Origin of the sequence: Dokdonia pacifica, assembly GCF_900188275.1 — a bacterium.
Classification (GTDB): Bacteria; Bacteroidota; Bacteroidia; order Flavobacteriales; family Flavobacteriaceae; genus Dokdonia; species Dokdonia pacifica.
Genome location: NZ_FZNY01000002.1, coordinates 98420 through 120102 on the forward strand (window position 1 = coordinate 98420; position 21683 = coordinate 120102).

A 21683-nucleotide genomic window follows, 5' to 3' on the forward strand; every position below is an offset into this window, starting at 1 on the left:
TAAAATTACTATTTATTTTATTAATTTTCAATTGTTTGAAAGTTAGAATGATTACTGTCTTCTTAATTTATTAATTTCTTCTTTAATTTGTTTTAACTGCATTAACACCGTCTCATCTTTCGTATAGTGCTCTATAAAACTAATTTGTAATAGCTCTATACTTATATATCTTGGACTATACAATTGCAGAAAAACATCTTTAAACTTATTGACAATATTAAGATCTTCATTAGCCATAAAATTATCTTTTAAGAGTGCTAATGCATATCCTAATTCAGCAATCCCAATACGTACTTCTAAGGCCACATTTGAAGTGTCTTTTGTAAAGATATCCTTGTATAGTGTTAAAATGTGTGTTTTGATCTCTTTAACACCTGCAAAAGCTTCACAGGTTTTGAGATGATTTATTAATGTTCCTTCACCATGTGTCTCTAAAATATGAGCTATAAAAATCATATTTGTTGTAGCATCTAGACAATCGGCACCATATATATCATTCGAAATCGAGAAACTCTCTGCAAATCCATTAAAAGCTTTATTTAGATAATAAATAGCATCTTTAGTAACTGTTTTTGTCTTTCTCTTTGATTTTGGTTTTACATCTAGTTTCATAGAAGCAAACTTATACGCATTTGCTATAATATTTATTCTTCCAGGATTCCTTCCAATAAGAGATAAAAATTCAATTTCTTGTAATTCTTCTTCTAAGGTATCTTTTTCAAACTTTCTAGTTTTAATAATACAATATTGTTCTAATGCACCAATAGAAAAAGTTCCTTTGCCATATTTGAAGAGCTCTTTAAATTTTTGGCAAGCAATATCATACTCGTCTAATTCATTATATATCAATGCTTCTTTTTCTAAAACTAATGCGTCAAGCAGATTTGATTTTTCTGCTTTCTCCATGTATCGGTTTAATTTTTGTAAGGTCTGTTCTCTATTATTTTTACGATCCCTAATAGCATTTAATAGATTGTCCATATCTGTATGAACTTGTGTGTCTATTACATAATCTAATAAATCTTCTTTACTATATTTTCTGTTACTAAATGTATAAAACTGATTTCCGTAACATTGGTAAGCCCCCCAAGTATTTGTAGAACGATGATTTTGGAAACAAGATAATCTTGCCTTTTGGACTGACGTGCCAAAATTATATCCATCTAGCATGTTTTTATAAAAGGTTTCAGAAAAATCTTCTGCTGCTGCATCATCTACTGCCCAACCAGAAATAATAATGGCTTTCACACCCATTTCTATAAGTTGAGTACCTACATTGGCTGCCAATCGATATCTGTCTCTAGTGTAAGAATCATCACTAGCTTTCATAGCACCAGAATAACAGCAATTTATAAATACAAATTCTGGTACATACCCAATCTGTCTTAACTTCTGTGGATCAATAAAAATACCATCTCCTATTGCAATACCTACTCTTCCGTTATCTATATCATAGAGTCCGTGACCGGCAAAATGCATGATTTTATATTGTTCGTTATATAACTCGGTTGTAATTCTTAAAGACGACTCATTTATGCAAGTAAAGGTCTTATACTCATGAGCGCTTAATGTATTAGAAACCCATTCAGCTTCTTTTTTTGCAGCAGGAAGCTGGGGTAAGGTATTATCATTATATATAGGATCTCCAATAATAAGGACATTCTTATTATTATGAGTTACTTGATCAAAACGCTCTATATCAGCCGTAACTAATTGCCTTATAAATGTTGAACCTACAGCAATAGGTGTATCATCTTCCTTTGAATGATGTATCAATTCCCATGGAATCTCTGCAGACTTTTTATCAACTTTGATAATCAAGTTTCCTTGATTTCTAAATACATTTTTGAAACCATTTGGAATTAACATCTCAAATAATGTCTTTGATAGACGTCTATCCCAATTAGAGGTACTTGCTTGTTGTAATAAAAGATGTTTTATGTCTTTAAAATCAATACCTATAAATTCTTCTTCTACTCTTGCTAATCCATTGGAAGCATAATACTTAAATCCTTTCTTTACAATTCCTTGATTCGTAGAAATACTCGTGTTTGTAATATGTAAGTTAAACCAAGAGGTATATGTGTTTGTTGTGAATGTTTGTTTTTTCTTAGCGCCTGTTCTACGTACTATACCTTTGTTTAATGTAAACGGAATACGATTATCATCATATTTGATTTTACTTAATGAAAAATAAGCTTCACTAGCAATAGATTCGTAATAGTTTATAATCTCAATATGAGTTATAGGTTTTAAACCTTGTTTTGCTCCAGTTTCTTTTAAGTATACATTCGCTTCTGCAACACCTAATAGAATACCTTTTAAAGATTCTTCTATTGGAAGTTTCCCATATCCTATTCCCATTAATATAAAAGAAATTCCTGAGGCATATTTTTTAGCTTGAGGAAGCGTATAATTATCACGCATAAACATTGCATACTTTAATACAGCGTTTTTCACTGTTTTTGAAAGTAAGAATTGGGTTAATGTTTCAGTGCTACCTAAACCACAAATAATAGCTCCTTTTGGTTGTGTTTCTAAATTAAAAAAGACTTCACTCTCTCCTATCTTACCTGGATAATATCCAATACCCATACGATGTGATAAACGATTTTCTAAGTAACCATCTAATGCTTTTTCGGCACTTAAAATAAGATCCATAAAGAAATGCCCTACCATTACTGGATAATACGACTCTTTCAAATCTCCATTAACAACCGTTATTTCAAATGTATCTGATTTTACTTCTTTTTGCTTTTCTGTTCCAAACACTGCGTTTAATACAGCATCAGAATCTGCAAGCGGTTCAACATACTCATGTACATCAGTGATAATCTCTCCACTTCTAGTACTTGCTGGCGGTTGTGTATCTAATTTATTTGTTTTACCACGTTCTAAAAGCTCCATGACTCCATCAAACATGGATGGTTCATTAGCTAATTCACCATGTGTTGTATTTGTATAATACAAGTTATTACTCTTTAATAACTGTTTTGGAATTCCCGTTTTCCACGTAACACTTCCATCTCCATGCGATGTTGCTTTGTAAACTAATTTCTTATGTCTTGATAAAAACTTATTCTTATATGCATAATCAAATACTGTTTTATCTGCCTTTCCACAGACATAATAGATTTTATCAAAGAAATCACTTTTTTCTTCTGCATCTAATCCTTTTAAGAACGCAAGAATTTTACTTCTAAAATCATCAAATTTTGATAATGATTCCTTATTATTAGCTAGATCAGGCATATTTTTTAGATTCGCCTTCTTTTTGACGGTATTCCAAAATGTAGCTGTCCAAAATTTTCGTGAAGGAATCTCTTCAATAGGAAGTAATTCAAAAACTCCTGGATACTTCCAGAAGATTTCTAGTAATTCTTCACGATCATTTCTAAAATCAATCATAGCGAGTTGCTTTACTCTTCTACTATGACCCGTAAGCACTTCCATAATAAGATAGGACCCTAACCAAGGGGTTCCTAACATCACAAATTTATTTTTGGTAGGCTTCATGAAATCATCCCAAGTTGCTGGGAAATCAATCATAAACTGTCTAGCAAGTAATCCTCCCATAGAATGAGCGACTATATGCACATTTACATTTGCTTTAAGCATTCTTTTTACAAGAGCTTCTAAGCCAATAGCTGCTTCTGAGACTGATTTTCTCCAGTCAAACTCATAGGATACTACATTATATTTAGTAGCAAAATGATCCCCAAATTGCTTGTAGAATTTCTCAACTACTCCAGATGCTTTTACATTTTTTGATTCTATGGCAAGTTTATCCACAATAGCTCCTTTATTAAGCGCTCTCATTTGAATCCATTGATCTTTACCACTAGAACTCAATGTAGATCCCATAATACCAGGAATTAAGATGAGTACATCTTTGGTTATGTCATCTAATTTTGGTTCTTCATAAGTAACACCAGATAATGATAGTTTGTCTAATAGTATACCACGTTGTCCGCTAGCATATACTTCTTTCGTGTACAAATTATGAATAGATTCATCTGTAGGTGCTAAAACTTGAAGGATCGCATCACACGAGTTTTTATTTTTAAAATAGTTAAAGTGATTTGTATCACTATCCCTAGAAGTAAATGTATAAAAGCCATCAACTCGTTTTACACCATGAGTCATACTACTAGTATCCACTACAAGGTCATTTGCAGCTCTATAAAATAGGTTTGCAAGAATTACTTTGATAGAATCAAAACTTACCCCTCCTACTTCAGAATCACCTATAATATTGTATAAATCACTCTCTACAGTTGTATCTGCTGCATTGATCATTTTTTGAAATAATGACCCAGGAATCATACTATTTAATCCAGGTAATACATCTGGATCATCTTTTTGACTAACTAATTCCAGTAAGAATGATTTGACAACTCCATATAATGGATTTTTGACCCCAAAGGCTAGTGAAATAGTATTTAATAAAAGATTAAAGAAATGATCCACACGCTGTGATAAAATAGTAGTTCCATTTGCAGGAGCAGCGACACGTACAATTTTGTTTACTGTAATTTGTTTTTGGAGTGCAATTTTGTTGATTTTCTGAATAATATCATACTCCTGTGGTTCTTTACTTCCCTCTGCATCTGCTTTTTGCTTTTTCTTTAGGAAAATATCTTGTTCATTCTTACTAAAACCAACTTCTTGGTTTTCATTATTATTGTAATCGCATTTTGCAAGAATATCTGCTATAAGCCCTCCTCGTGAGTGACTCATAATATCCAAATTACATTTATCCGGACATGCATTTAAAAAATCTAAGGCATTTTGAAGTGGGCTTTCTGATAATGTATAATGGTCAAGTGCCATTATATTGCTTTGATATTTCCCTGTAATTTTTTGCCAAGCATCACTATCATTAAGCTGTGAAAACGCATCTATAGAAGAAGAAATTGTCCCGTGTATTAATAATAAGTAATGATTGTTTTCTTTGTTTTCCTTAAAAGGGATTCTTTTAAAGTCATTATCTATGGCATATAAACCTGGTTTGGGCTGTATTTTTTTATCATACTTAAGTCCAAGAGCTTCCATTGTAATGGCAGCTACAGAGGTATTTGCACTAAAAACACTAAAAAGCTTTACAACAGCTTGTTTTATAATACCCCTAGTTTCACCTTGTGATGATATTTGAGTTTCAAAAATATAATCATCATCTGTGGTAGATCGTTTATTGAGAATACGCTCATCGTAAATCTCTTGTATATCTTCTGGATGACCTATCCATTCTGTATTATCTGCAAACTGTATAGCAACTAAATCATTTTCTTCAAATTCTACTTTAATTTCTTTACTATCAGATCTTGTAGTAGAAAGTTCTATATGTTTTTTTAATGTAAAGTTGGAAGCTACCTCTAATGGTAATGACATACTGATTTCACTTACTTCTCTACTATTTCCATATAGTTTTGCTTTTTTAGTCATAATCTTACCTTTATTTAATACATAAATACACGATGAAAATATTCAATAGCATACAGCCATGAATAGTGGTCACCATGCACCATTAATGATATATTTTAATTATTTGAAAGGGGAATTTGTCTATAAAAGGGAGTTTAAATATACAAAAAAAGATGTTAGTATATTCTTGTTACTCAATTTTATAGACTCCCTTCTCTTTCTATTCAATACCACGCTTTTAAAAATATTGATTCATATACATTGAAGAATATTTTTCTTTATACGCTTTCGCGAAAGCGTACTCAGGAAATAATAGTACATTTATCATATGTCTATTCCTACAGATGCTTTATTTGATTTTATAACGTCTAAAGTTCACCTTACCCCTGAAGACAAGCAGTCTATCTCTGATAAACTCTCTCTAGAGATCTATAACAAAGATGCTATTATTGTAAAACAAGAACAAGTCTGTACTTCCCTACGTTTTGTAGTTTCAGGAGTTTATAGAGTATACCGTATCGAGGATGGTAAAGAAATCACAAGTTACTTTAATTATGAGTCAAGAAATCCTTTTGTAGCTTCTTTTGTGAGTCTATTAAAAAATGAGCCCAGTGTAGAAATTATTGAATGTATTGTGCCTGGACAATTGCTTTCTATTCCATACTCAGAGTGGACTTCTTTATACACAGAAATTCCTACACTAAATACTTTTGGAAGACTCATGGCAGAATATAACTATGTACTTGCCATAGAACGAATAGAATCTTTACAATATAAAACTGCTACAGATAGGTATGTGTCTTTTCTTACACTATATCCTACGTTACTTAATAAAATTCCTCACCATTATATTGCTTCTTATCTGGGGATTACCCCAGAATCTTTAAGCCGTATTCGTAAGCAGCTGTAATCTTACCATACATCAATGCATGCTATTGTTATAGTCAAGACCTTTGACGTATGGAGAACAAACACATATATCAAGATTGGTTAAGTCTTACGCAAACAAAACATACTACTATTTCTGCTGCTTGTTTTATGGAAGTAGAAAAACAGTATACACAACCTAATAGGTATTACCATACCTTAGACCACGTAGCACAGTTATTTGATCAGATAAAGCTTTTAAAGCATTCAAAAACAGAAATACGCCTACTAGTTCATGTAGCTTTATTCCATGATGTTATATATGATTATAAGTCAACAGACAATGAGTTTCAAAGCGCTCAATTTGCTACTAAGTGGTTAACAACATTAGGCATAGAAATGACTAGTGTAGATAGTATTAATGACATGATTATTGCTACTGCTACACATACATCTGATTGTCCATTGACAAAGGTATTTCTTGATATGGACCTTTCTATACTTGGAGCAACTCCAGAAAAGTATCAACAGTATTGTAATGACATTAGAAAGGAATATCAAAAAATACCATTGTTTTTATATAAACAAGGACGTAAACGTTTTTTAAAACAATTATTAAGTCGAAATTGGATTTTTCAGACAAAGCACTTTCAAGTAGCATTTGAAGATAATGCAAGAAAGAATATGAAAAAAGAACTCGAAGAATATTCTAAATAAGTATTATTGTCCTCTTGTGATAAATGTATTAAAAGTATCTCCTATGATTCCAAATTGAGATTTAATAAGTTCTCCGTCTATAACTGCAGTATTTGTTATTGGACTTACTTTATTTGTATATACATTATTATATAATTCTGTAACTGCTTCCCATGAGGCTAAATCAATACCTGTATCACTTCCAATAAGTGTTGGGAATTCTTCTTCTGGTAATTTCAATTTTGAGTATCCACCTACTTTTAGAATAGTATTATATAGCTCGTTAACTAGTACTTTTTGTTTCTTATCACTGATTTCAAAAAGATTTACTTCATCTTTAATAGATGCATAGGTCTGCATTGCATCTTCATATTTTTCGTATTTATTCAGAACATCAGCTTTATTTCTTAATATTTCAAACTTATGACTTTCAGATGCGTAAAATTTATTCTCTAGCATCTCATCATATACTTCAATAGCTCTAGAATACTGTTTTCTATTTTTATATTTGACTGCTTCATCTCGTCTTGATATATATACATCAGTACGCCTTCTTAACTGAATAGTTCCATTCCCTCTATCGTATGGAATACGTTTCTTTTTTACGGTCCATTCTGAAGGTTCTAATACATCTATCTCAACAAATACCCTTTCATTTTGAGGATTAGGTACAGCCCTATTTATAAATCCTGGATATCTATTAAAACTTTCGCTTATTACTTCTTCTCCTACTATTATACTTATAATGATATCAATATTCTCTGCATCAGAAGCAGAAATACCAGGCCTAAAACTTAAACGTAATTTTACATTAGTATTTTGGCTTACTATAATTGAAAAACTAAATAAACAAAGGTATATACTTAATAAAATCTTTTTTCTCATTATAAATTTTTTAAGATAATTTCTCTAGAATAGGATTTAAGGGCTGACATATCTCCAAATTGGAGTTCATAAAACTCATAATTTATAGGGAATACCTGTTATTATAAGAATCTGCTTTTTCTTTAGGTACTAAAAATGAAAAATTCCCTTCTTGATCTGTCAATGTATTTATCTCATTTTCATCAGAAATCACTAATATAGAAGTTTTTCCAACACCAATACCTTGTTTATTTACGACGATTCCTTTAAATACATAATGATCTTTATAGGTTTCTAAAAGGCCAAAACCAGAAGTTAGGTTACAAAATATGAAAATATATATCACAAAATTTAAGAGAATAGGCCATTTAAGTTTTCCTGTGTTTACTTCTTTGCGTTTATATATCAAAATAATCATATAGATGATTGTCAATAGTAGTGCTATGAGAATAAATAATTTCCAATCTGGCCAATATAATAGATCATACTTCCCTAGTCTATTCAATATTATATATATAGAAATACCAAAAAGACTCGCAAAAAAGTTAAAGATAGATTTTAAATTAAAAGATGGGATCTTGAAATGGATATCTAGATTTCGCAACTGCGAAATCCAAGGGAAAGCTCCTACTAGAAAGGCTTCTGCAATGATAGAATAGTCGTACATTATTTTTAAAATAACTTAAAATAAGTAAGATAGGAATATAGACCATTAAAGATAATAATAAGTATTCCTTTTTACATACCTTAAAATTATGCTTTAAATTAACAAAAAAAATACCCAACAGTGGGTATTTCTCTTTAATTAGTATAAGAACTATATATTCTACATCGCTTTACATGAATTTCATAAAGTCATAATTCGTAATCGTTTTACAACCTCAATATCTTTAGGTATATAAGGAGCTTCAGAAGGCAATATTAAATCGTCTAATCTATTAGCAAGAACATGCTGATATTGTTCATTCACATATGCCGAGATATCTTCTATTTCTAGAATATCATCTTTGGCATAGGATACGATTTCTTGATTCCTTATTCCAATTTGGATGGCTCTACGGTCTACTTTGGCACCATACGGATCGTGGTCTGGATCCCATTGTAATCGTATCTCTGAGCTCTTTACAGCTTCTTGCCATGCCTCTTTAGTTTTATAAATGTCTTCCTGATAATTAGAATACACTGCTTTTGATAGATAACGTTCAAAAGCTTCTCTTTTTAAATGAATCGCGAGTACAATCTCCTGTCCTTCTTTAGTGCCCCAACCATTACGGTACATCATCCACAAGAAATTTGGTTTGATCCATGTCATTCTAGTGAGTTTGAAGGGGCCTCCAAAAAATTGATTTCTATAGGCAAAATTCCCAATAGCAGGTCGATATGATTGATATACAATTACTTTTTCATCATCATATTGTGCCATGATATGATGTCCTTCTTGAGGCCATTCTTTTACCTGTTCTTTATAGGGTTTTAGTAGTAGTTTCACAGTTTTTAATTTCTCCCCTTCTCATCTGGATATAAAGAGGGTAACGAATCACTTTGCCAGTATTCTTTGGTGTCTATATCCATCATTGTAAGTTTTCCTTTAAAAGCAGCTCCCGTATCTATATTATATACCTTGTATGCTTGTATAGGGGTATCTTGTTTATAATTTGTGGTAGGAGTATGTCCTATATAAATCTCATTATAATGAGCAAATCGTTGCGGGGGGGTCTTTTCAAGCATTTCTGGAGCAATATTTTTTGCTAATAATGCTGCCTCCCATAACGTTCTATCCCAATAGTAATTGGATTCATATTCTTCTTTTCCAACACCATGCATAGACGTAAATCCAGCATGAAGAAATAATCTGTTTTCTGAATCTATATAGTAATCTTGTAGTTCATTATAGAATGCAAGATGACGCTTATCTGCCAAAAGTCCTGTTTGTATATAGCTTGCCATGGTTTCTTTACCACCATGCGCTAGCCAAATTGGATTTGTAGCGCCTTTTTCTAGCCATAAACCACACCATACATCATGATTCCCTCGTATAAATACACAGGTATTACTCTTTGATAATGCGATTAGTTTTTCTACGGTTTGTGCAGATTCACTCCATCCATCCACATAATCTCCTAAAAAAATAAGCATGTCGGCTGTAGTCACTTCTGCTCTATCTAGTACTTGAAGTAATGCTTTATATCCTCCGTGTATGTCGCCTATAACTAGTGTTCTCATGCTTATTATTTAAAATCTATAAACTCAGAGGGTACATGATCTGTCAACCAAACATTATTTTCTGATTTATAAAATAAATGACCCTTTTGATGCATCTCTGAAGATCGAATCACTAGAATGGTTGGTACTCCTCTTCGAGCACCTACGCGCATCGCTGTAGTTTTATCTTCACTTAAATGTACGTGATGTCTACTCATTTTACGTAATCCTTGCTGTTTAATTTCTCCCATAAACTTAGGTACCGTACCATGATATAGGAAATTAGGAGGTGTAATTGCCTCATAATTCAAATCGACCGAAATAGAATGCCCTTGATTGGCTCTGATCATTGTTTGATCTTCATTAAAAGCAAAGCGTTTTTTATCATTGGTAGCAACGACTTCTTTTAGGCGTTCTACATCTACATTTTTACCTTGTGCATTCATTTTCTGTAGCAAGATATTGACATCTGTCCATCCTTGTGTATCGAGTGTAATCCCAAGTTTATCGGGATTATGTCTAAGTACGAGACTTAGAAATTTACTTATATGTTTTGTATTCATTGTTTTAATTTTTTAAACACGTTTCGTGTTGTTGTATACACTTTCGTACTTTGGCAAGCTCAGTATAAACTTCTGCGTCATTATACTCCTTGAAAGCGTACTCATTATCATCTTAATTTCTTTATAAGATCTCTTACAGCTGTCTGAGAGCTTCCATAGCTTACTATTTGTACATTCAATGGCATATCTTTGCATTTCAAGATTGCTTTATGTAAAGATTCTATAATCCAATCTGTCTCATTTCCAAAAGCACCACCTCCTACTAATGTTAGATATACTTTTGGACAACCTGTTTTTTCATAATTGAGCAATCCTGCATAAAGTGTTGCCTCATACGTAGCTTCTAAAATAACTCTTGCAAAAGACTCCCAATAATAAAAATCTATGATGGAGTATGCTACAGGTAATGCCGAACAATATACCTGAGAAACTAAATGATTTACTTCATTTAATGTAACCTCAGTATCCCATTGAATACCTACTTTGAGCTTCCCTTTAAGTACTTCTCTTTCTTCAATAGATAATTCGGCAATCACTTTATTAATGTGTAATAATCCTTTTTGAGAGACTAACGCATATCCATTTCTCATTTCCCACAAATTGTGCGTATTGTTATTAAGATAATTAGCAATATCCTCCAAACAATCTATCTGATTATCTGATGTTTGTCCTATTTTATGCCTTACGGGTACAAAATAGTTTCTATAGATCGTTCCTGCTCCGCAAGCAATAGCACATGCAGGTCCTTGTGTATAATCAAATTGATATCTCCCAACACCAGATTCAGGTGTTATTTCTGGCCCTACCATCTCTAACAAATTGAATTGAGAAGCTGCTTGAAATAATGCATTTACATTATCAACGTCTTTATGCAATTCTTGTACATTTGCTATACATTCAGATACTCTTATTTGAGAAGCACTACTATTTATGTATGCTACTTTCTCTCTAAGTTCCTGTACTGTTGGAATTTCTAGCGTACCACATTCATAGGATTCTCCGTTCACTTTAGAACGTAGTACTGTTCCATCCATCTCTAGATGTTTCCGTACATCATCTGGAGATATTTCATCAAATCCTACTAATTCTTTAAACCACATCTTATTTTTATTTTATAAGCTTTCGCAAAAGCGTACTCATCCATTTTCACTTACCAATTCATCTCTTACTTCCATCAAGGCAAAACCTAATAGATTTTCTCCTTTCCAAGTATTTGGATCTTCAATATTTGGTTTGCTTTGTGCTAAACCAATTCCCCAAATAGGGTCAAATGGACTTGCTTCTACCAAGATCCTATTAGCAGTATTGATTAAGAACTCCTTTAAATTAGAATGTTGAGAGAATTTATGATAGTTTCCTTCTTTTACAATTTCATATTTATGTGCATCCCAAATATCTGCATCAAAATTAGAGACCTTCCGCCCTAGCTTTTTTGCTTGATTAGGGTGTGATGCATTGATTATTTTCTCAAGAATGACAGTATCATTAAATAATCGAGCTTTCCCAGCCATCATCCAATGTTCTGCTGTTCTATATGTAATTCCGTTTACTTCAAAATCAAGTTCCCACCATTGGCTAAAACAGCTTTTTGTTGTATCTCCATTCTTGGAAGGTGTATGTCCCCAAAAAAAGACATATTTCAGCAATTCCTTTTGGATTCTATATTGATTCTTTATGGTTTCTATTGTGTATTTCATTTTACTATTCTTTATACGCTTTCGCGAAAGCGTATACATCATTTATTATACTATATCACTTCATATTGCGTTACAAATGGATCTTCTATATCTCTATAACTGTTGGTGCAATACACATGGTCAATACTTTGTTTTACTTCGTCAAACCCATAGTTAAACTGTGCATGTGTTACATATAAAAACACTTTTGTGGCACCTTGATTTTTGAGCTCTTCTGCTAATAATTTGAAAGTACGTCCCCCATCTGCGATATCATCTACAATAAGACATTCTTTATTTTTTACGTCTCCTTGTATGCTAATCATGGGTTTTCCATCTATACGTACTTTATTAGAAGGGATTAGATTTGCTTCTAATCGTTCTGCAATGCTATGTGATGTTTTATAGGCGCCCGCATCTGGACTTACTAAAACAGGATTTCCAATTGTATGATACGTCTTTTGTACATATTCAAAATGATCTATTTGTATAGCATTTTCAATCAATGCTAGTGATACATCACTATGTGGATGTAAAATCTGTACAAGATCAAATCTCATGCTATTTATAAAACGTGTAATCACTTTTAAATCAAATGACTCTTTCTCGTGAAACCGTCTGTCTGAACGTTGCCCTATTAAACAATACAAGGTTAGTGTTGTAGTAGCGCTTTTTTCTAAGGCATGATACGCATCCCAAGCATCTTTTATAGATGCTGCAGTAAACAGATCTTCATACGTATTGCCTCGTAAGGAAATATGTAAATCACCTTTTGTTAGTATACTAGCTGTTATTTGTCCGTCTTTAAATCGTTTTATAGTATATGACATGGTGTATTGTTTATAGAAATTGATTTATTCGATCTCTGATTTCTTTTAATGTTATTGATCTTTTAAAAATACCATTTTCATAGATGGTTTTTAGTTCGCCTTCTTGTTCTTCTTGTTCTGATACTTGATCTCTTAATTCATATGTGTTACCTACTTTAACGACTTGGAGTAATCCCTTTGCTGATTTCTTAACACCATTATCGGTAATAGGGTCTTTAAATATCTCTCTGCGTTTTCCATTTACTACTACCGAAGTAGCCTTCATAGCAAACCCAAAGGTATCTCTAGTTTTAAATTGATATGTAAAAGACCCTATTCCTAGCACCACACTAGTACTTGCAAACCCTTTATCGTGTAAACGTTTACAAATTTCTTCAGCTCTTTCTATGGTAATACTATCACCATAAATAGCTCCTATATGAGGATTTAAAATCTTAAATCCTTGTTTGTTTATGGTTCCTCCAAATACGTCCCAAAGCAATTCAACAACTCCTTTTTCTTGCGGTGTTATACCTCCTAAATGATTGTTTTCTCCACAAATAATTGTCACTGGATCACCACTATCTGGTCGTATTACAAGTTTTCCATCTCTACGTATTATTTCGTCTTTTAAAATTGGAAGATACCCTGTGAGTACTTTCCATAAATCCCAGGTATCACTTACTACAGAAAGAATTCCAGTAGGATATGTTTTCATTAATGTTTTAAAAGTGCCTATTTCGTCATCTTTAGTTCCTGCACACATCACCGAATGTTCTGTTGCATTTACAGAACCTATTACAAATCCTGTTGCATCATAATATGTTCGCAAACCTCTTATTACTGGTAAAGTATCTGATCCTAAAAATACAGATGCATGCCCCATTCCTGATGCTAATGCACTTTGTAATCCTCCCATACCTCGCATAGAAAAATCATGCCCTTGAAAATCTATAAAATCAATATGGTCTTTATCAGTAAGCATTGCCCAATGTTTGAAAATACGCTTGTATTGTAATGCTATAGAAGCCGATGTCATAGGCTGCCATAACATGGTAGATAATATGGTTTCTAAAAAATTAGTAATCCAATAAAAATCTTTATGTGTATTTACAATTGTAATCATGGGAATACGAATAGGTACCTCTACTCCTTCGGGTAATGATTTTACTCGTATAGGTAAATATTGTAACTCGTGTAATTGTTCTAAATGAGTAATATCATAATCAGTTCCAAGATATAAGGACAGCTCTTCTTTAATTTCTTTACAAACTTCTGACTTTGATTTTGAAAAGAAATGATCTTGAAAATAATCGTGTAACCATTGGATCACATATTGTTGTCCAAACGAGACTACTTTATTACAACCTTTAGGAGCGTATGTGTTACTTCTTGGAGTCCAATTTGAATATACTTCTTCTGTTCCTTCTGGATACTGTTGATGATGCCCTGTTTTATAACCATCAGTTATTAATATATTGCTCATATTCTTTTTAATTTACAAACTGTATTTGTGTAAATACAACGCAAATGTAAAATGAATATAAAAAATGCGCAAACTTTATTTGTGTTAATTTTACACAAATAAATTAAGTGTTTGATTTTCAGGAGTTAGATTTCAAAAATAATCCCTTCTTTCTTTAACTGGAAATAGCGTTTTTGATTAAATTGGAATAAATTGGCTGGCCTACCCGATCCTTTAGATACTTTTTTATCTAATTCATCTAATACATTTAATCCAAGAATTTTCTTTCTAAAATTACGTCTGTCTATAGGCCTTCCTAAGAGGGTTGTGTATAGTTTTTCTAAATCAGAGAAAGGAAATTTCTTATCTAATAACTCAAAACCTATAGGTTCATAGGTGATTTTAGCTTGTAGTCTAGCAATGGCCGTATGGAGAATCTTTTGATGATCAAAAGAGAGTTCAGGAAGCTTATCTATAGTAAACCATTGTACTTGGGAAGCATCTGTAGAAGCAAAGATTTTAAAAGTATTGGGTCTTACTAAACCAACATAGGCTACTGTAACTACCCTACCTCTAGGATCTCTCTCTACATCTCCAAAGGTATAGAGTTGTTCTAAGTAATTTATTTTAACACCAGTTTCTTCTTGTAACTCACGTTCTACGGCAGTTTCTAAGGATTCATTATTTAAAACAAACCCTCCAGGAATTGCCCATTTCCCTTTAAAAGGATCGTATTTACGTTTAATAAGTAATACAGAGATGACACCTTCTTCATATCCAAAAACTACTGCATCTACAGAAAGTCTAATTTTTTGCTCAACCATATTGTGTATAGTGTACACAAATATAGAAATTTCTACCTTAATTATTCTTTATGCACATTCGTACTTCGGTAAACTCTTTATAAACTCCTATGTCTTAATACGCTTTATCGCTTCGCTCCACATTTGGTCCTGAACCTGTCTGCAGGCAGATCTCACATGTTTGATTTCGCGAAAGCGTACTTAGAAGAGGCTCTATTCTTTCTTATAAAACGGATCTACATTTCTATAAATAGATTTTATTTGATCATTTGTTAATAGGTATAGTTGTGCTATTGGAAGTTTATTTTTATCATACCCCTTTATTTTTGAGGTGTTTTTTTGTATCCATTCTTCAGCAACTTCTACAATCATCGTATTTGCCATACCACTCCCTGTACTACCCGTGCCGGCAACCATATTGGCTAGTTCTAGTTTTGGAGATTCACTAAATACAATTTGTGATAACCGTGCTCTATACTCTATCATGGCAGTTCCTAAACTGCTATATTCACCTTGTAAAACAATTCTGTCTAAAGAATGCCTTCCTTCGTGTGCAAACATGGTTGCATTATCCCTGTAGAGATCATATAACTCTATAAATTTTAATTGTAATGTTACTCCTTTGTATCCTTTTTGCACCAATTGATCATAAAGTTGATCTAATGCATCTAGTTCTAATTTACTTGCGAGACCTGCTAATACTGTATTTTTATCTGAACTTAATGAAGATTCTAAGAGCGTTTTACGAATTTTATTTTCTGATTTTTCCCTTTTTACGGAATCAGTTACACTTTCCCAAGCGCTAATTCCAAGGTATTTAAACATTTTTTTTACTCTTAAAAAACCTCCTTGTATCGCAAAGCCTCCTGCACCCCTATCTTCCCAATACCAACTAGGATACCCGTTAGATACCATCATATCTAATTCTGTAAAGTTAAAATCTGCACTGTGACCATATTGTTCTACTTTACGAATACGTTCATTTACGATTTGCCCCATTACTAATCCCATTACATTAGAACTACTTGTTCTCCCTAATATAGATACGGTACCAAATTGAGTTCTGATAAGATTTCTAAAATTTTGCATAGAGAAAGTATCTTTTACTTTTTCTGTTCTAGTTAAATCTGTATAAAGCTTTTCACTCTTTGAAGTAATAAATGATATATATTCATCTGTGCTTCCTTCTTCTAGTGTCATTTCTCTATAATATTCATTAGTATATGACTTCAATTCTTGTAAGTACGTACTGTATAGAATGATTTTTTCTAGTTCCGTATTATTTTTCTCACCTAATTTCAGGGCCATAATTTTAGCATACGTATAGAATCGAGATTGCCCTAATGCTTTTATTAATTCAATGCATTCTTGATCATTTAATGTTGTTGTATTCCATTTGGAAAGAATTAGCTGAAGTTTTGTTGCAGGCTTTTTTAAATATGCATATACGCTATTTAGATCTGAAAATCTATAGTATGCAAACCAAGCCTTTAAAGCTGTATCTCCATCTTCAAGGAATAAAGAAATACCTAATAGGACTTCTGCAGCATTGACATTGGTTGGATTTACAGCTAGTACATCTTGCAATGTAATAGATGCTTTTTTTAGCAATGCTATATTAATAGGAGTCTCTAATTCGTATTGAGCCATTGCTTGTTGAAGAACTGCTTTACAATATTTGTATTTAGCGTATTGTTTATCAGCATCAGAAGTAGCGATTTGTTCTGATTTTTCTGCAGCTTCAAGGGCTTTTTTATACTGGCCAGCTTCTAATGCAATTCTATTTAGAATCACCCAAGTTTCTGATCTATAATCTCCAATAGAATCTGCTTTTGATAATCTTTTATAAGCGGTTTCTTTATCCTTAAAGAATTTCCAGTCTTGTACTGCTAATGATCTCAGGGCTTTACACTGTTCTTCTTTTGTTGCTTTATCATTGGTAACTACCTTATTAAAAAGATCTCTAGATTTTTTTAATTGAAGGGAACCTTCTGCTTGATATGCAGCCTGTAGTTGAGCACTGGCATTTATGTTTTGAGCAACTACACCACTTGACAACATGCACAAAATAAACACTACTCCTATTTGTTTTAAAAACATCAATATTTGATTTTAAATATGTATTAAAAAGCAAATATAACTAAAAAATTAGTTAAAACTAAGTTTTTAGTTTTGAGAAATGCATTACTAATATGTGTAACCTTTATTATAATAAAAGTTTCTATTCATTTCCTTGATGTATACTTCTTTTATATACCAACAAACAACAAGTCCTTATGTAATTTACATAAGGACTTGCTTTATAAGCGCTGCTCATTATATGAATGTACAGTGCTTCTCTCACTAGCGATTGAGAAATTTATTTTATAGCTACATCTGGAGCTGTGAGTCGACCCCACATTTTTTCCATGATTTTTATCTTTTCGGTTTCTCCCATTTGGGATAATATATTATTTACGGAATTATAAGCAGAATCTAATGCACCTACAATCCATCCATGATGAACAGAGCAGCACTCCCCTGCTATATTTAAATGTCCATTAAATTCAGGAGTTAATAAAGTCTCATATAAATTTGTAAACTGTCCTGGGCCAAATAAAGCAAAAGCGCCTCCTCCTGCATGATTATCCCAAAACCATGTTTTAGTTGTTTCTTCTGGTTTATACCCTGCAAATGATCCATATACGTCTGCATCTGGATATAAATATGCAATTCCTTTTAAACATTCATTTACTCGTTCTTCATCAGAAAGTGCTCCCATGCGTTCTGCATCTTGTGCCCAACAGTATATCTGTAATACACCACCTTGCGCCTCATATCCATAAGATGGATATACAATTTGTCTATTAGCTCTATCTGATGTACCTACGCCTAATCCTTTTCCTTGTCGTTCTCCCAGTTTTGTCCAAAACTGATCTTTAAACGTTATAAATGCTTTAAAAGATGGCATATAATTACATTCCCGTATCGCACGTGCTTTAGCGAAAGAAAGATGATCAAAGAAATTTGTTTTAAGTTCCCCGCTTAAATACGCTCCATTTGGAAGTGTACTTATGACATATGGATACTCTTTAGTAAGTGTTTCTTCTGCAGTTCCTTTTGCTACTTTCACTTTTAATCGTATACCTCCATTTGTATCATATAGTAATGGATCGTGTTCTACTTGCACAACTCTATGATTCATAAATACGCGTTGTTTTTCTTTAGAAGGCTTTCCAGCTACAGGTTTTGGAGGGTTTGCTGGTGGGACTGTAGACGGTGGTTGTGCATCCTTGGTTAAATTTGTAGGAGAATATCCTTTTTGTCCTTGTGCATCTTCTATCATTCCAATTTCAACTTGAGCTCTGTATCCATCTTCTGGTAAAACTCCTTGATCTAAATTTAATACAGATCTACAGGCATCTGGAAAATGTTGCATTCCTTTATTCATTGTAATCATATAAATATTAGGATCACTATGATCATAAGGATTCATACTTCCTTCCCAATCATATAAAGCGAGTACCATTTCTACAAACGAAACAGAATACATGCCAGTTCCAACATTTAAAGTTTCTAAGTAACTGGCAACACTATAAGGCAAATGATCATTCTTTTTACCCATTTTTGGATCATAATATTCACCGAGATGCTTTAATTTAAATTTATTAGTTAAGTACGTCCACATGGAGTAATTATCAAACTTCATGAGTTTTTTAAATGCTTTATCAAAAGGTTCATCTCTAAAGGCATCTAGGAAAGGACCGTTTACTTTTTCAAGAACCATATTAATTGGTAAATACGGCTCACCACCTGGTTGTGAGGTTGGTGTAACCCATACCATAGGGAGATCACCACCTTCGTCTTTTCCAAAATTTAAAGAATTTAATGTTGAGTTTTCTTTAATAATTGGAGCATCCATATTATTATAGCGTAAACGTTGCACATCAGAATCGTAATAAAATTTACGCCATTCTACCATTTTATCTACCATTTTGTTACGTTTAAGAACCGCATTAAGCGATAAACCTAAATGTTGTACAGGTAGCATATCTGGTGAAAATTGAGGAATACGCATCCCTCCTACTTCTCCATATAAACAGGCATTATTTGGATCTTTTGAATTGTATTTTGTAGAATACCAAGTGTCTATTCTTCCACCTACACGATTTGAACTTTCAAAAACTTCAAATTCTATTCCTAATGACTGAAGAATTAGTCCTGAATATAATCCAGCAAATCCTCCACCCACGATACCAACGACAGGGGTATCTGATGATTTTTGAGTGCTACGTAGTTTTGTAAGATTACTTTTAGTTTGAGAACGCTGTTTCTTTAATTCAGATGCATAGGTATCTCCATGATTTTTTATTAACCAATCAGAAAATGCTTTACGCATAGACCCTTTATTGGGTGATTGCGCTCTTTTACTAGAAACTTGCTTTCTCCGATTTGGATTGTTAAATGATAGGTAACTCATTGTTATATTGGATTATAGGGTTGATTGTGATACTTGTAAGTATGCCAAACAATTGGTTATTTAACAAATCTAACGGAGAATTCTATTTTTCTTATGGGGGAAACTACGTGTTTTTACACAAAATTAGTGGCTGTATATGCTTTTGTACTTCGACAAACTCAGCATAAACTTCTGCGTCTTTATACTCCTTGAAAGCAAACTTGTGAGACAAGCCTACCGGCAGGCAGGTTTACAACACCATAGGGAGAGAGAAACGATAAAGCAGATGTATTACTTTCTAAATCTAAGAGCAGTTTCTATAGTAAGTGTCTTATCCCAAACGATAGATACGCCTATATGTTCTTTTGTTTCTTTGATATAATCATTCATATCTGAAAGTCCAACAGTAGCTCTTAAATGGGATAGTTTCTCTAAATTTTCTATTGGCCATACTGCATTTTGATTATTTGTATTTTCAAAGGTTTGGGTTCCATATCGTTGTGGTAATCCTGCATTCATTTGCAATCTATCAAACATGGTTGCCGCATCATCAGGATCTAAATATCCTAAGCTTACCATTTCTTCTACTTTAGGATAATAGGCACGCATTAATGCATCATCACTATGTTGTAGTATGAGATACACAGCGGTATGAGCTTCTTTACTAAGTTCTTTTGGCCAGTCGCAATTTGAAAAAAGGGCGCGTATATACTCTTGATTATATTGATCTTGCTGTTGCATCTTCGTAATCATAGCATACCGTTTTAATGTTTTACTTACATCATCATCTTTTATACGTTCCGCAAGTAATGGCATGAGTTTCAATCTGATTTCTTGTCCTTTATCCTTTAGAGCAACGAGTTCTTTATTTAACTTTTTAATAGAACAGTCCATTACTTTTGGAGTATACATTATGGTAGAAAATGTACTAAATAATACAAGCATATAGCAATTATGTTATTTTGAATGTTAATATAAATAGGCTCTGTAGTTTTAATAGTTACAACACAATGGCATATAACGTGGTGCCTTATACGCCATGTGTTGAACTGGTTTTGAGAATAGACATATTGAGTGTTTCTCAAAAAAAGTAGCGTATATCTATGATCTTACTTTACAAATACGCCACGGTGGGGTGTTCTTTATTTTTAAATAGAGTATTACTCTATTTTTTCTTTGCCAGACTTTTAAGTCTATCTGTGACAATTTGCATTTTAAGCGCTATTAATCCTTCTACAGCTAGTGCAATATCTGGATTGTCTGTTTCTCCTCTAAACCACCTATGAACCGTTGTTCTTTCTATATCTGCCAAGGCAGCAATCTTTACAATATCACCATAGCCAAGCTTAGATTTAAGCTCTTTACGTTCCTTTATTTTACTTTCTATGTTATTATTCATTACTTTGTGCAACAGTTTGCTCTAATGAGTAATCAAAGATAGAGTATTACTCTAATATAACAAAATAAAATAGAGCATTATTCTATTTTAAATGAGGTGTTTAGGTATGAGTATAAAGGATAGGACACGTTTATTTGTAAAGTCTCAACAAATCACAATAAAAGCTTTTGAGAAATCAATTAATGCTTCAAACGGCTATATTAATAATATTACAAGAAGTATTAGTCTTGAAAAAATTGATTTGATTGTAGAGAACTATCCTGTTTTAAATATCGAGTGGTTATTGACGGGTAAAGGTGATATGCTTAAAGCCTTAACAGATTTAAATGAGCCTGAATCACAGTATGTTAATGAAGATGAAAAAACGAGAGCTTCTATGACTGCAAAAGCATTGGTGAAAATTGATGCCTCCGTTACACATTTACTTCAAGAAGTTTCTGAAATAAAAGAACATCTTACTAAGAAAGGAAAGTAATC

18 protein-coding genes are annotated in these 21683 nt (G+C 32.6%); 3 read left to right on the forward strand and 15 right to left on the reverse strand.

Annotation, left to right across the window (positions count from 1 at the left end; translation table 11 throughout):
* Nucleotides 1-51 precede the first annotated feature (51 nt).
* Nucleotides 52-5445 (reverse strand): CHAT domain-containing protein, encoded by a 5394-nt coding sequence (locus CHB80_RS07700; protein ID WP_089370873.1) that lies wholly within the window; start codon nt 5443-5445, stop codon nt 52-54.
* A gap of 307 nt (nt 5446-5752) precedes the next feature.
* On the opposite strand from CHB80_RS07700, the gene CHB80_RS07705 reads away from it, so the two are divergent.
* Together CHB80_RS07705 and CHB80_RS07710 are read left to right on the forward strand one after the other, a co-directional pair.
* A complete protein-coding gene (locus CHB80_RS07705) occupies nt 5753-6334 on the forward strand; it encodes a Crp/Fnr family transcriptional regulator (RefSeq protein ID WP_089370874.1) in 582 nt (193 codons plus the stop codon).
* 50 nt (nt 6335-6384) lie between these two features.
* A complete protein-coding gene (locus CHB80_RS07710; RefSeq protein ID WP_089370875.1) occupies nt 6385-7008 on the forward strand; it encodes an HD domain-containing protein in 624 nt (207 codons plus the stop codon).
* Between the two features lie 3 nt (nt 7009-7011).
* Here the strand turns inward: CHB80_RS07710 and CHB80_RS07715 are convergent, their stop codons facing one another.
* The 14 genes from CHB80_RS07715 to CHB80_RS07780 all read right to left on the reverse strand — a co-directional run bounded on the left by CHB80_RS07715 (nt 7012) and on the right by CHB80_RS07780 (nt 21206).
* On the reverse strand, nt 7012-7872 hold the full coding sequence (locus CHB80_RS07715; RefSeq protein ID WP_089370876.1) for a hypothetical protein: 861 nt from the start codon (nt 7870-7872) through the stop codon (nt 7012-7014).
* Nucleotides 7873-7954: 82 nt separating this feature from the next.
* The gene (locus CHB80_RS07720) at nt 7955-8518 is read right to left on the reverse strand and encodes a hypothetical protein (RefSeq protein WP_089370877.1); all 564 of its coding nucleotides are present in this window, start codon (nt 8516-8518) and stop codon (nt 7955-7957) included.
* Between the two features lie 180 nt (nt 8519-8698).
* Complete coding sequence (locus tag CHB80_RS07725; RefSeq protein WP_089370878.1) at nt 8699-9340, reverse strand: DUF4291 domain-containing protein; 642 nt, start codon at nt 9338-9340, stop codon at nt 8699-8701.
* Between the two features lie 5 nt (nt 9341-9345).
* On the reverse strand, nt 9346-10074 hold the full coding sequence (locus CHB80_RS07730) for a metallophosphoesterase (protein WP_089370879.1): 729 nt from the start codon (nt 10072-10074) through the stop codon (nt 9346-9348).
* 5 nt (nt 10075-10079) lie between these two features.
* Nucleotides 10080-10616, reverse strand: a complete 537-nt coding sequence (locus CHB80_RS07735; RefSeq protein ID WP_089370880.1) for an RNA 2'-phosphotransferase — start codon at nt 10614-10616, stop codon at nt 10080-10082.
* A 107-nt stretch (nt 10617-10723) separates the two neighbouring features.
* Nucleotides 10724-11716: a hypothetical protein gene (locus tag CHB80_RS07740; RefSeq protein ID WP_089370881.1), complete on the reverse strand. Its 993-nt coding sequence runs from the start codon at nt 11714-11716 to the stop codon at nt 10724-10726.
* 36 nt (nt 11717-11752) lie between these two features.
* Nucleotides 11753-12313 (reverse strand): NADAR family protein, encoded by a 561-nt coding sequence (locus CHB80_RS07745; protein ID WP_089370882.1) that lies wholly within the window; start codon nt 12311-12313, stop codon nt 11753-11755.
* Between the two features lie 50 nt (nt 12314-12363).
* Nucleotides 12364-13122, reverse strand: a complete 759-nt coding sequence (locus CHB80_RS07750) for a phosphoribosyltransferase family protein (RefSeq protein ID WP_089370883.1) — start codon at nt 13120-13122, stop codon at nt 12364-12366.
* A 10-nt stretch (nt 13123-13132) separates the two neighbouring features.
* Complete coding sequence (locus CHB80_RS07755; RefSeq protein ID WP_089370884.1) at nt 13133-14587, reverse strand: nicotinate phosphoribosyltransferase; 1455 nt, start codon at nt 14585-14587, stop codon at nt 13133-13135.
* 125 nt (nt 14588-14712) lie between these two features.
* Nucleotides 14713-15390 (reverse strand): NUDIX hydrolase, encoded by a 678-nt coding sequence (locus tag CHB80_RS07760; RefSeq protein ID WP_089370885.1) that lies wholly within the window; start codon nt 15388-15390, stop codon nt 14713-14715.
* A gap of 192 nt (nt 15391-15582) precedes the next feature.
* Entirely contained in the window at nt 15583-17469 is a 1887-nt protein-coding gene (locus tag CHB80_RS07765) for a tetratricopeptide repeat protein (RefSeq protein ID WP_143337071.1), read from the reverse strand.
* A gap of 259 nt (nt 17470-17728) precedes the next feature.
* Complete coding sequence (locus tag CHB80_RS07770) at nt 17729-19828, reverse strand: flavin monoamine oxidase family protein (protein WP_089370887.1); 2100 nt, start codon at nt 19826-19828, stop codon at nt 17729-17731.
* A 270-nt stretch (nt 19829-20098) separates the two neighbouring features.
* Nucleotides 20099-20752 (reverse strand): DUF6624 domain-containing protein, encoded by a 654-nt coding sequence (locus CHB80_RS07775; RefSeq protein ID WP_089370888.1) that lies wholly within the window; start codon nt 20750-20752, stop codon nt 20099-20101.
* Between the two features lie 220 nt (nt 20753-20972).
* A complete protein-coding gene (locus CHB80_RS07780; RefSeq protein ID WP_089370889.1) occupies nt 20973-21206 on the reverse strand; it encodes a hypothetical protein in 234 nt (77 codons plus the stop codon).
* Between the two features lie 106 nt (nt 21207-21312).
* Between CHB80_RS07780 and CHB80_RS07785 the strand changes: the two genes are divergently transcribed.
* On the forward strand, nt 21313-21681 hold the full coding sequence (locus CHB80_RS07785) for a hypothetical protein (RefSeq protein WP_089370890.1): 369 nt from the start codon (nt 21313-21315) through the stop codon (nt 21679-21681).
* Nucleotides 21682-21683: the final 2 nt, after the last annotated feature.